This is a genomic window from Weissella kandleri (assembly GCF_001438705.1).
In the GTDB taxonomy this organism is placed as follows: Bacteria; Bacillota; Bacilli; order Lactobacillales; family Lactobacillaceae; genus Weissella; species Weissella kandleri.
Genome location: NZ_JQBP01000002.1, coordinates 311,513 through 323,141, shown reverse-complemented (window position 1 = coordinate 323,141; position 11,629 = coordinate 311,513). Strand labels below are relative to the sequence as shown.

Annotated in this window: 12 protein-coding genes; 1 reads left to right on the top strand and 11 read right to left on the bottom strand. The window is 40.6% G+C overall.

Features of this window, described 5'->3' with window-relative positions; translation table 11 throughout:
- Positions 1-384: 384 nt before the first annotated feature.
- Genes IV73_RS03185 through IV73_RS03175 form a run of 3 tightly spaced genes read right to left on the bottom strand, consistent with a single transcriptional unit; the run spans position 385 to position 1,811 of the window.
- Positions 385-768, bottom strand: coding sequence for a hypothetical protein (locus IV73_RS03185; RefSeq protein WP_057754768.1), 384 nt, complete (start codon positions 766-768; stop codon positions 385-387).
- A 36-nt stretch (positions 769-804) separates the two neighbouring features.
- Positions 805-1,200 (bottom strand): CvfD/Ygs/GSP13 family RNA-binding post-transcriptional regulator, encoded by a 396-nt coding sequence (locus IV73_RS03180; protein WP_057754766.1) that lies wholly within the window; start codon positions 1,198-1,200, stop codon positions 805-807.
- Between the two features lie 26 nt (positions 1,201-1,226).
- A complete protein-coding gene (locus IV73_RS03175; protein WP_057754764.1) occupies positions 1,227-1,811 on the bottom strand; it encodes a peptidylprolyl isomerase in 585 nt (194 codons plus the stop codon).
- 147 nt (positions 1,812-1,958) lie between these two features.
- On the opposite strand from IV73_RS03175, the gene IV73_RS03170 reads away from it, so the two are divergent.
- On the top strand, positions 1,959-2,630 hold the full coding sequence (locus IV73_RS03170; RefSeq protein ID WP_057754760.1) for a VTT domain-containing protein: 672 nt from the start codon (positions 1,959-1,961) through the stop codon (positions 2,628-2,630).
- Positions 2,631-2,673: 43 nt separating this feature from the next.
- Here the strand turns inward: IV73_RS03170 and IV73_RS03165 are convergent, their stop codons facing one another.
- The 8 genes from IV73_RS03165 to IV73_RS03130 form a co-directional block, all read right to left on the bottom strand.
- Positions 2,674-3,846, bottom strand: coding sequence for an AI-2E family transporter (locus tag IV73_RS03165; RefSeq protein WP_057754758.1), 1,173 nt, complete (start codon positions 3,844-3,846; stop codon positions 2,674-2,676).
- 24 nt (positions 3,847-3,870) lie between these two features.
- Positions 3,871-4,884 (bottom strand): lactonase family protein, encoded by a 1,014-nt coding sequence (locus tag IV73_RS03160; protein WP_057754755.1) that lies wholly within the window; start codon positions 4,882-4,884, stop codon positions 3,871-3,873.
- A 265-nt stretch (positions 4,885-5,149) separates the two neighbouring features.
- Positions 5,150-6,085, bottom strand: a complete 936-nt coding sequence (locus IV73_RS03155; protein ID WP_057754752.1) for a diacylglycerol kinase — start codon at positions 6,083-6,085, stop codon at positions 5,150-5,152.
- Complete coding sequence (gene gatB / locus IV73_RS03150; protein ID WP_057754749.1) at positions 6,085-7,524, bottom strand: Asp-tRNA(Asn)/Glu-tRNA(Gln) amidotransferase subunit GatB; 1,440 nt, start codon at positions 7,522-7,524, stop codon at positions 6,085-6,087. The genes IV73_RS03155 and gatB overlap by 1 nt, the downstream gene beginning before the upstream one ends.
- Positions 7,524-8,981 (bottom strand): Asp-tRNA(Asn)/Glu-tRNA(Gln) amidotransferase subunit GatA, encoded by a 1,458-nt coding sequence (gene gatA / locus IV73_RS03145; protein ID WP_057754746.1) that lies wholly within the window; start codon positions 8,979-8,981, stop codon positions 7,524-7,526. The genes gatB and gatA overlap by 1 nt, the downstream gene beginning before the upstream one ends.
- Positions 8,981-9,292, bottom strand: coding sequence for an Asp-tRNA(Asn)/Glu-tRNA(Gln) amidotransferase subunit GatC (gatC, locus tag IV73_RS03140; RefSeq protein WP_057754742.1), 312 nt, complete (start codon positions 9,290-9,292; stop codon positions 8,981-8,983). Before gatC ends, gatA begins: the two co-directional genes overlap by 1 nt.
- Before the next feature lie 115 nt (positions 9,293-9,407).
- A complete protein-coding gene (locus IV73_RS03135) occupies positions 9,408-10,775 on the bottom strand; it encodes an RsmF rRNA methyltransferase first C-terminal domain-containing protein (protein ID WP_057754740.1) in 1,368 nt (455 codons plus the stop codon).
- Entirely contained in the window at positions 10,772-11,617 is an 846-nt protein-coding gene (locus IV73_RS03130; RefSeq protein ID WP_057754737.1) for a Cof-type HAD-IIB family hydrolase, read from the bottom strand. Before IV73_RS03130 ends, IV73_RS03135 begins: the two co-directional genes overlap by 4 nt.
- Positions 11,618-11,629: the final 12 nt, after the last annotated feature.

Below are 11,629 nucleotides of genomic sequence, written 5' to 3'. Positions count from 1 at the left end.
GACTTCGCAAATTTTTGTATCATTTTGATACTGCATTTGTTTCATCGAAACGTTATTCAGTTTTCAAAGAACTATTTATTGCCTTTCAACAACATTTAATATCATACAATGTTGAAATATAAATGTCAACAACTAATTTTAAATGTTATTTTGAAGCAACATCCGTAAAGTAACAGACATGTCTTGCAAAAGACAACTTAGTTATAATACCTAGAATCATTACGGAAGTCAAGCAGTTTTATCAAATTAATTTACTTAATCGTCATACACCAATAACCAATCCCATGTCTAAGCCAATTAAATTTAAATAATATAAAAGAGCCGCCCTATGTCGACTCTTTGTCTTACATTTTATCTTTTATAATTAACAGTAGAATCATCCCATTAATCTAAACGTGCCACGCCGGTTACATCAACATTAAAAATTAAATTCTTAACTGATTTAGCTTGGGCAAATGACATCCCCACTGATCTTAAACGTTGCATATTGAGTGATGTTTCATCAACAAGCTCTAAAGTATACAAAGAAATTAAATCATCTTGTGTTTCTAGCCCTTGAGTATGCCACGTACCTAATTCACCTAAACGTAAGCAATCTGGATCAATTCCTAATTCTTCTCGTAACCCATTTAGAAGTGTTCCCAAAGCCGTTTCGTTTTGATGACGATGCATTTTAACCGTAAAAAATTGTGATTTAGGCTGATCTGTTACCAAAAAATAAGTTTGGTCTGCTCGTGTAAAATAAATTGTTCCCGCTATTAATGACATGTCTTAACTTTCCTTTCCAAAGACTGCATGCCTATACTAGCGTCCACTTTTATCAAGACGTTGTAAGGCTTCGCTTACCATATCAGCTTTATTATCTTGAATTGTTTGAAATCCAAAATCATAATGTTGGCTAGTCCAATAATGAACTCGACCGCGACTAAAATGGGGCTTACCTGCTAAACCTTCTAAAGCCAAATCTTCAACGCTGCGTCGAGATAAAGAAATTTTACCAGAATATTCATCTATATCCATAATCATGACTCGAACTTGCATCCCAACCTGTAATTCATCATCAACACTTTGGATATATGCTGATCGACATTCAGAAATATGCACTAAACCTTGCGTTTCATTATCTAATTGAACAAACGCTCCGTATGCTTGAATTCCCGTGACTGTCCCAGAAACAATTTCACCAATATGATATTGCATAATCGTTAATTCGTCCTATCAAAATTTTAATCTTCAATAATCCGGGCTTGCTTAATGACAATATCGTCAACTGGTTTGTCCGCATAATCCACCTTGGCATGAGCAATCTTTTCGATTACATCCATCCCCTTTATCACATGTCCAAAAACAGTATGCCGACGATCAAGCCAAGGAGTTCCACCTTCTTGTGCGTAACGTTCAATCACTTCATTGGACACAATTCCCTTCAATTGCCGCAGCATATCATTTGGGACCCTTGAAGCTTCAACAATAAAGAATTGCGAACCATTCGTGTTAGGACCAGCATTGGCCATTGACAAAGCTCCCCGGAAATTAAAGACTTCATTAGAGAATTCATCTTCAAAGGGCGCCCCAAAGATTGATTCGCCACCCATCCCCGTTCCAGTTGGGTCACCACCTTGAATCATAAAATCTTTAATTACACGATGAAAGCTGATTCCATCATAATAACCTTGCTTAATCAAACCAGCAAAATTGGCGACTGTCTTAGGGGCTTGTTCAGGGAACAACTTAAATTGAATTTCACCAGCACTGGTATCTAAAACAGCGATAGGCCCGTCGACTTTCTCTAAATCAAATTGTGGTAACATTCTTCCAACTCCTATACTTCTATCAAATTTTAATTAATCTGCTTATAACTTAACATTTATTATAACATATCTTCAAACACTAGCTTTTATAATAATTTACCGCTAAACTTATCGAATATACTAAACATTAAAGATTAGGAGTATCTCATGAACACTTTTCAAACGATTATTGATGTTTTCTTACATTTAGACAAACACCTCGCCTATTGGGTTAACATTTTGGGCCCTTGGTCGTACGCTTTACTATTTGCCGTCATCTTTATTGAAACTGGGGCCGTTGTCTTACCTTTCCTACCTGGTGATTCATTATTGTTTGCCGCCGGAGCAATTGCAGCTATCCCAGGTAGTGGCTTAAATCACTACGCTTTAATTCTGCTCTTTTGGTCAGCTGCAATCTTAGGGGATTCTTGTAATTTCTTCTTAGGACGAACTATTGGTTTAAAATTAGTTCAACATCCCTTTTTAGGTCGTTTCATCAAACCAAGTAATTTAGAGGAAGCCAATGCCTTTTTTATTAAGCATGGGCCTCTCGCAATTATTTTTTCACGTTTCTTACCCATCATTCGTACTTTAACACCCTTTGTAGCATCAATTTCCGGCTTTAGCTACAAACGTTTCGTGATTTTAGATATCATCGCGGCAACCCTATGGACCTTTATTGCTGTAGAGGCGGGGTACTATTTTGGAAGTATTCCCTTTATTCGTGATCATTTCTCCTTAGTAATTATTGGTATTCTAGTGGTTACAGCTTTACCAGCCATCCTTGCCGGATTACGATCACAATTTGCCAGCCAAAAAGAAAAAAAGATGCAAAAATAAATCATAATAAAAGGGTATCGCATTGAAGCGATACCCTTTTTCATTATTCATTATTTGGTTCTTCTCCAGCGATGGATTCATGAACTTTGACTTCTTCTTCAAATAATTCCGATGTGCTCCGCCACCACTGATAAACATTAATAACAATCACCTTCAGGGCTGCGTATCCTGGGATACCAAGTAGTACACCCCAAAAACCAAACATCGCTCCCGATGAAAGTAAAATTACTACGACTGTCACGGGATGAATTTTCAATGATTCCCCTAATAATTTAGGTGAGACGACTTTACCCTCTAGAATCTGTTCAACTGAAAAGACTATTAACACCTTCAATAGCAACATTGGCGAAACAAATGCCGCCACAATCAAAGCTGGAATCATAGCTAAAAATGACCCCAAAAATGGAATTAAGTTTAAAAATCCCGCTAAAATAGCCAATAGCCAACCATAAGGTAACCCAACCGATAAGAAACCAATCGCAAACATAATCATAACCACACCTGCAACTGATAATTGCCCGCGAATGTAATTGGCCATTTGCACATTAATTACCACTTCCGTCTTTAAAAATGGTTGCCGCATTTTATTTGGTAAAAATTTGGCCACATAGGGGGCGACACGATCGCCATCCTTTAATAGGTAAAATAAGATCAATGGAAAGGTGATAATCGTGACCATAACCTTTGTCATTGAGCCAAAGAACCCTGAAAGATTTTGCGTCCCACCATGTAGAAATGATGACATGAATTTTTGTATTGCGTCATTGTTTAGTTGTAGCCATTTATTCACACTACTAAACTCAGATCTTGAGAAAGTTTGATTCATCCATTCAGTTAAACTCTTCCAATAACTAGGCCAATGTTGTATCAAGCTGATGCTTTGATCACGTAACCAAGGAATAACTGAGACAATGCCGATAAAAATCAAAGCGGCCAAGACAATAAATTGGCCGACAATCACGGTCGTGCGTGTGATTTTAAAGCGTCGCGTTAAATAATTAACCATTGGATTCAACAGATAATAAAAAATGAAAGCTACAATAATTGGGGCCCCTACCGTTTGTAAGATCACCCGAACTGGATAAAAGATAAAATTAACTTTATTTAACATAAAGATAATTATTAAAATTAATAGGGTTATTACCAATGCCATCACACTTTTATTATTCAAAAAACGCTGAAAATTTGAAGCGTTTGTTTGTTCAGAATGATTCATATATTATTCAACCTCTGCTTTTATTTATTTGATAAATTCAACGCGAACACCCTCTGGAATCAGGAAATCTTGTTGGACTAATTTTAACATACCCGTCTCAGGATTGCGCGCGTAGACACTCACATTATCAGTATTTTGGTTCGCAACAACCAAATATGCGTCATTTTGATTCAAAGCCATATCTCGTGGAAAATCACCTTCCGTAGAAATCAGTTGAATCCGCTTGACACTATCATCTTGCACCGCAAAGACAGCCACCGTGTTATTTCCCCGATTAGATGCATACACAAAACGACCATCTTGGGTCACTCGTAAAGCAGCCGCTCCATTGTGTTCGGTCCAATCAGCCGGAATGGTTGAAAGGGTTTGTCGTAATTGCATTTGGCCATTCGTATAATCCAAGACCGCTAATTGCGAAGAAAGCTCACCTAGCACATACGCCGTTTTCCCATCTGGGCTAAACCGAATATGCCGTGGTCCAAACCCAGCCTTAAACTTAAAGGTTGTTGGTTGCCTTAATTTACCATTTGCTTGTACATCAAAAAAGAATACTTCATCGGTCCCTAAATCAACCACAACTAATTTTTGATCGGGAGTCAAATTTGTAAAATGAACGTGTGAACTTTCTTGCTCAGGTCTTGGTCCTGATCCATGATTAGTAAATGTATCAGCTAAACTCAACTGACCATCCGCGGCAACTTGGTAAACTTCGGCCGTTCCTTTGTGATAATTTCCAACATATAAGAGTTGACGCTCAGCATCATAACCTAAATAAGCTGGGGATGCTCCGGCACTCAAGACTTCTTGCTTCACCTCACCCGTCTGACGATCGACAACAGCCACCCCGCCTTGATCTGCTCGCTTATCTACCACATACAAAATTTGGTTTGGCCCTTGTGTTGTATAAGTTGGTCCGCCAACTTGTGCAACGACTTTGGCATCTTCCAGCTGACCATTTGCTTCATTTAAAATGGCTTGGTACACACCTTTTGAGCTACGTTTAGTATAAGTTCCAAAAACAATTTCTTCATTTTGCATAATCTAATCCTCCCAAATTTTCAATAATTAAAGTATACCATGAGAACGGTTTCATTTATTGCCGATTCTAATTTTAAATTTTTGATGAAACCCAATACACAATCGCACGTTATCTTCACAAAATTATTTCCTAAACCCATTACCATGTTAAAAGCCATATTTGATCTATTTATCCCTTAAAATATATATGAATTCTGATGATTTTTATCATTTAAAAAAACTCGAAAAGATAGCCATAGCCCTTTTCGAGTTTACAAGACAAAGCTTACAAGAGCCGTTGTCGTTCTTCTTCAGTTAAATTCGTAACGAATTCAATATGTTGTTGAATATTGTGGAAATGCATTGGCGCATCCCCACCATATTCGCCATCTAAGTTCACCATGACCTGTTCTTCGGCCTTTAATGGTTCAATCATGACATCCTTAGATTTTAAATAAAGCAAATTCGGATTATCAATATGTTGACCACCCTTTAAGACTTCCGTCATCAAAGTCATAATTTCAGGAATTTTCGTCGTTTTAACCACGAGAACGGTGAAAATACCGTCATCCAATTTAGCATCTGGCACAATCGTTTCAAAACCTCCGACTGAATTCGTTAAGGCTAAGAAAAACATTGAAGCGGTGCCTTCATAAATACCATGATCATGGGCAATCCGCAAATGCATGGGCTTCATGCGCGGAATTAATTCGGCCCCCTTCACAACGTATGCTAAATAACCATACATCGACTTCAACTTAGAAGGCACTTTATAGGTTAATTCAGACAACGAACCACCGGCGGCAATATTAATAAAGTAATTGTCGTCTGCTTGACCAACGTCTAGAAAAGCTGACTGATCATTTAAGATGACTTTTGCTGCCTCTAATGGCTCATTACGTGGAATGTGCAAAGCGCGCGCAAAATCATTGGTGGTCCCACATGGAATAATAGCCAATTTCGGCCGTTTTTCCAACGGTGTAATTCCACTAACCACTTCATTAATAGTTCCGTCTCCACCAGCGGCGATGAGCAATTCAAACCCAGCTTCGGCCGCCCGACGCGCTTCATTTTGTGCTGATAACGGCTCAGGAGTCGTCGCGAAAGCCGATGTTTCATAACCGGCTTGCTCATAAACGGCTAAAATATCGACTAAATCCCGTCGAACCGCTTCTCGACCAGATGTAGGATTATAAATTATGCGTGCCCGTTTCAAAGCCATTACCTCCGTGCTTCAAGTGCTTGATGTAGTAAATCATTCACCACATTCGGATTAGCATTTCCCCTAGTTGCTTTCATAATTGGCCCAATCAAAGCCTTAGTGGCACGTTCTTTTCCACCTAAGAAATCTTGAACTGATTGTTCATTATTATCCAAGACTTCTTCAATCATTGGTAACAAAATAGCTGGATCAGACAATTGCTTTAAATTATGATCTTCAACATACTGAACTGGCTCTTGCCCGTCCGTAATCGCCTTAAAGACCTGCTTAGCCATCTTAGTTGAAATAACATCTTCATCAATTAGTTTGATCATGTCTGCTAAATGCTTAGGAATCAGCTTAGTGTCTTCCAAATCCTGATGATTAGCGTTCAAAAAGGCATTTACATCACCCATCAAGTAATTAGATGCCCGCTTGGGGTTGGCTCCTTCAGCCACAGTAGCATCAAAGAAATTAGCCATTGCTAACGTTTGCGTCAAAACTTCTGCATCATAAGTATCGAGACCTAACTCCTCCACATAACGTTGGCGCCGGGTTTTAGCATCCTCAGGCAGCTTCTGCGCGACCGTGTTAATCCAAGGTTGATCAATATGAATGGGCGCCAAATCAGGTTCCGGGAAGTAACGATAATCATCGGCGGTTTCCTTCACCCGCATCAAGATGGTTTCACCAGTGGTTTCGTCATAACGTCTGGTTTGTTGTTTTAAAGTTTCCCCAGCTAGATATGCTTTCGCTTGCCGTTGTTCTTCAAACAATAAACCTTTCCGAACATAATTAAATGAATTCAAATTCTTCAACTCAACTTTTGTCCCATATTGCTTAGAACCAATTGGTCGGATAGAAATATTGGCATCAACTCGCATTGAACCTTCTTCCATCTTCACATCAGAAATTCCAGTAAACTGGATGGTTTCTTTTAATGCTTCTAAATAAGCATATGCTTCATCCGGTGAGGTTAAATCTGGTGCTCCAACAATTTCAATCAAGGGCGTTCCTTGCCGATTCAAATCAACATATGAATACCCATTGGTACCATGCGTATTCTTTCCAGCATCTTCTTCGACGTGCATCTCGGTAATTCCGACCCGCTTCTTTTGACCATCAACTTCAATTTCCAGCCAACCATCTTTCGCAATGGGCTCAAATTGTTGTGTGATTTGGTAAGCTTTTGGATTATCGGGATAGAAATAATTTTTCCGATCCCAATGCAAATCAGGGGTAATATCCGCATGCAAGGCTAAAGCCGCCATCATACCGGCTTCAATTGCGCCACGATTAGCTTGCGGCAATACTCCTGGATAACCCCAATCAATTACATTAGTATTTTGGTTAGGGGCTGCCCCATATTCAACTGGTGAAGGCGACATTGCTTTTGAATTAGTTTTTAATTCAATGTGGACTTCAAGACCGATGGTTGTTTCAAAATTAGAAATCGCCATTATTTGACACCTCCTGGAATTTTTTCGAAAAGTCGGGTAGCTTGTTCAAGGGCATCGGCGACCCGGTACAAAGTTGCTTCTTCAAAGCGATTTCCAATGAGCTGCATCCCCACTGGTAATCCATCCACAAAGCCGGCATTAATTGACAACCCAGGCAACCCAGCTAAATTAACTGGAATCGTCAAAACGTCATTCATATAGGCAACTTGAGGATCATCTTGATTTTCACCGAAATTATAAGCCACATTTGGCGTAGTAGGGCCCACAATTAAATCGTATTGCGCAAATACCCGCTGAAATTCTTCATTAATTAACGTCCGAACTTGGGCAGCCTTTTTAAAGTAAGCATCATATGACCCAGCTGATAGTGAGTAAGTTCCCAACATAATCCGCCGTTTTACTTCAGCACCAAAACCTTGCGTCCGTGTTTGTACATATAAATCTTCAAGGCTTTGCACATTATCAGCACGGAAGCCATACCGAATTCCATCAAAACGTTGTAAATTAGATGATGCTTCGGAAGAGCCTAGAATATAATAAGCAGCCACACCATATTTCGTATGTGGCAATGAAACTTCTTCGACTTGTGCTCCAAGTGCCTCTAATTGCTTAATACCTTCACGTACCGTAGTCGCAACCCGTTCGTCAACACCATCCCCAAAATACTCGGTTGGAACGGCAATTTTCAAGCCCTTAATATCACCAGTTAGACTAGCTGTAAAGTCAGGAACTTCGCGCTTGGCTGACGTTTGATCGCGCTCATCATACCCGGCAATTGCGTTTAAGACCAAAGCATTATCCTTAACGGTCCGAGTCAAAGGCCCAATCTGATCCAAAGATGAAGCAAAAGCAATTAAGCCCCAGCGTGAAACCCGGCCATACGTTGGCTTCAAGCCGACAATTCCATTAAAAGCGGCGGGTTGACGAATTGAACCACCAGTATCTGAACCTAAAGCAAAAGGAACTTCACCTGCAGCCACCGCTGCAGCCGAACCACCGGATGATCCACCCGGAATCTTAGTATGATCCCAAGCATTTTTTGTCGTCTTGTAATATGAAGTTTCCGTTGTTGAACCCATCGCAAATTCATCAAGGTTTAATTTACCGACATTAACTGCTCCGGCAGTTTGTAACTTTTCAACTACCGCTGCATCATAAATAGGTTTAAAGCCTTCTAGAATGTGTGAAGCTGCCGTAGTTTCCAAACCTTTAGTCACAAGGTTGTCTTTAGCTCCGTATGGAATTCCAGCTAACTTCTGATCTGCAGCCACTCCCTTGACGTCGACTTGCTCAGCTTGGGCTAAAGCCTGATCCTTAGCAACCGTAATAAAAGCTTCGAGCTCTGGATCACGAACCGCGATATTGTCTAATGTTGCTTGGGTCAATTCAGTTGCGGAAATTTTTCCGCTCACTAATTGTTCATGGAGCTCACTTAGATTCGTCTTTAAAAAATTCATTAATTCTCTTCCTCCGCATTCAAAATTGCTGGCACTTTAATGAGGTTTTCTTGCGTTTCAGGAGCGTTTGCCAACAATTTTTGGGTTTCATTCGCTGGAACCGCTACATCGTCACGCAGCGCCGTCGTTAAATCCGTTACGGTGTATGTAGGTTTAACATTAGTTGTATCCACTTCATCCAACGTATCAACTAAGCCAAAAATTTTATCTAATTGGCGAGTAAAGGCCTCCTTATCAGCCTCAGTTAACGCTAATTTGGCTAAACTCGCAACGTGTTCAACTTCTTCGGGCGTAATCTTATCTGTTGCCATTTTAAATCCTTCCTTGTTTTCAGTTTTATATGCTTATTTTAGCATTATCAATCCGTTATCGTCACTATTTCTCACCATTCTTATGGGTTTAACCATAATTTATAAAATTCCAAGACTAGCTTCGCGGCTGAAAACGAAGTCCTTTTGGATAAAAGTTCTTCATTTGACCATTCACTAACTTGCCATAGCCCATTCCGTTACCATTCATAACTAATAAATACCAACCATTCGGTAAAACTTTGGAAGTAGCGAAAACATCCCCATGTACATAAGCACGCCATTCTTCCAAATTTAAGGTGTAAATCTGTGTTTGTTGCTCGGGATTAAGAGCCAAAGCTAAAGCAAAGCTTGGTTCAAAGCGCTTCTTTTTAAATGTTCCTAAATGTAATCCGGCCCGTAAGACTTTTAAGCCCTTCAAATCCGGTGTTCCAGCGGGCAAGGCATATAATTGATCCCCAAACGCTACTAAGACAGCGGGCTGATAGTCCGGTAATTGTGCTTGTTGGAATGTTTGCCAAAGCTCTTTTTGTTCGACAGTCAAATTGGTGCGTGCCAACTTAGGCGCTTTTTTTGCCTTTGCTTCTACTGAGGATGGTCGGCGCCGTAAACGGGCTACGAAATGACCTTCACCCGCTAAATGATGGGGAAACAGCCGGGCCGTTCCCGCCAAAGCTGGATTATCATCGGCCCACGCCGGTTGCCCGGCATCAACTCCCGTTGGTCGTTGAATTGGCACAATTTCGAAATCAGCGTATTCACGCAACAACCAGGCAATTACTTGTTCATTTTCTTCAGGCGCAAAAGTACATGTCGAATAAATTAACTCGCCCCCGGGCTTTAACATCTTAACTGCTTCGGTTAAAATCTCTCGCTGCAAACGCGCACATTCGGCTGGATAATCAGGGTGCCAATATTGCATCGCAGCCGGATCTTTACGAAACATGCCTTCACCTGAACAAGGTGCATCCAAAATAATGCGATCAAAATATTGTGGAAATTGAGGACTCAATTCTGCTGGAGTGTGGTTGGTAACCAGGGTATTGGTTAATCCAAAGCGCTCCACATTCTCGCTCAAAATTTGCGCCCGCTTATAAAAAATTTCATTGCTAATTAACAAACCGGTTTGGTCCATAAACGAAGCAAGATGCGTCGTTTTGCCACCTGGAGCAGCGGCTAAGTCTAAAACTTTTTCACCGGGGTGGGGATGGGCCACTTCACCCACCAATTGGGCGCTGGGTTCTTGTGAATAGATTAAGCCTGAGGTATGGTCAACCGAATGACCATTCACTTCACCAAAATATCCCCATGCCCCCCACGGAACCCGTCCTTCGGTTGACGTATTAAATAACTGTGTTTGCGCTTTTAAGGGATTGACGCGAAAGCCTTTTTGTCCGGGCTGTTCTAATGCCCGCAAAAAGGCAGAGGCTTCATCGCCCAGTAACGTTTGGTATTTTTCTGCAAAACCTGCCGGCCATTTCGTCATTTTTTATCCCCCTGAATATCTAATTTTAAAACTTTTTGTAAATAACGGGCTAACCCATCTTCGTCATTGGTATAATCTGTCATTTCATTCGCCACCGTTTTTAAAGACATATTCCCATTGACCATTAAAACTCCATGCTTAGCATAGGATAACATTTCTAAATCATTCATTTCATCGCCGAATGCATACACATCATCGGATTTAATCGCAAAAGACCGTTGTAAAACTTGCAAGCCAGTATCTTTTGCAACCCCAGCTGGCGCAACTTCGATGACCGGATCATCAGCTCCCCAAGTTTTCACCGTGACCTGATCTTTACCATAACGCGCTTTCAACCATTTTTGGGTTTGCGGAATTGCATTTTGTGTGACGTGTAACAAAATAGCATTTACATCCCCCTGCACATTTTGAGGGGTTAAAGCAGCTCTTTGCTCTTGATCTTGTGGGAAAAATTTTAAATTAGTTGGTCCTTGCTCATGTCCAAGAAAGCGTTGACCAAAAACTTGCTGCGCTTGTTCGGCGACAATCGTATTCACGGCTAAATTAGGTGCCTGTTCCACTAAATCAAAGACAATCTCGCGCTTGACTTGATATGAGTATGCATCTGCCCAGCTCTGGTTTGGGTTATAGCCTAAGCCACCATTAAAATTAATCATCGGCGTTTTTAACCCGATTTGGTCGTAAATGTCCTGCGTTAAACGAGGCGGACGGCCTGTAATAATTGCAACAATATGGCCGGCCGCTTGGGCCGCTTGCAAAGTTTTTTGTGTGACTGGACTCACCTGCCCCGCCTCATTTAACGTTGTATGGTCTAAATCAATCCCAATTAATTTGCGGCCCATTTCGCATACCTC

What these genes read in the sequence shown, in the direction of transcription:
- IV73_RS03165 (WP_057754758.1), bottom strand. Translation starts at nt 3,846, where the DNA reads ATGAATCATTCTGAACAAACAAACGCTTCAAATTTTCAGCGTTTTTTG.
- IV73_RS03155 (WP_057754752.1), bottom strand. Translation starts at nt 6,085, where the DNA reads ATGGCTTTGAAACGGGCACGCATAATTTATAATCCTACATCTGGTCGA.
- IV73_RS03160 (WP_057754755.1), bottom strand. Translation starts at nt 4,884, where the DNA reads ATGCAAAATGAAGAAATTGTTTTTGGAACTTATACTAAACGTAGCTCA.
- IV73_RS03135 (WP_057754740.1), bottom strand. Translation starts at nt 10,775, where the DNA reads ATGACGAAATGGCCGGCAGGTTTTGCAGAAAAATACCAAACGTTACTG.
- gatB (WP_057754749.1), bottom strand. Translation starts at nt 7,524, where the DNA reads ATGGCGATTTCTAATTTTGAAACAACCATCGGTCTTGAAGTCCACATT.
- IV73_RS03130 (WP_057754737.1), bottom strand. Translation starts at nt 11,617, where the DNA reads ATGGGCCGCAAATTAATTGGGATTGATTTAGACCATACAACGTTAAAT.
- IV73_RS03175 (WP_057754764.1), bottom strand. Translation starts at nt 1,811, where the DNA reads ATGTTACCACAATTTGATTTAGAGAAAGTCGACGGGCCTATCGCTGTT.
- IV73_RS03180 (WP_057754766.1), bottom strand. Translation starts at nt 1,200, where the DNA reads ATGCAATATCATATTGGTGAAATTGTTTCTGGGACAGTCACGGGAATT.
- gatC (WP_057754742.1), bottom strand. Translation starts at nt 9,292, where the DNA reads ATGGCAACAGATAAGATTACGCCCGAAGAAGTTGAACACGTTGCGAGT.
- gatA (WP_057754746.1), bottom strand. Translation starts at nt 8,981, where the DNA reads ATGAATTTTTTAAAGACGAATCTAAGTGAGCTCCATGAACAATTAGTG.
- IV73_RS03170 (WP_057754760.1), top strand. Translation starts at nt 1,959, where the DNA reads ATGAACACTTTTCAAACGATTATTGATGTTTTCTTACATTTAGACAAA.
- IV73_RS03185 (WP_057754768.1), bottom strand. Translation starts at nt 768, where the DNA reads ATGTCATTAATAGCGGGAACAATTTATTTTACACGAGCAGACCAAACT.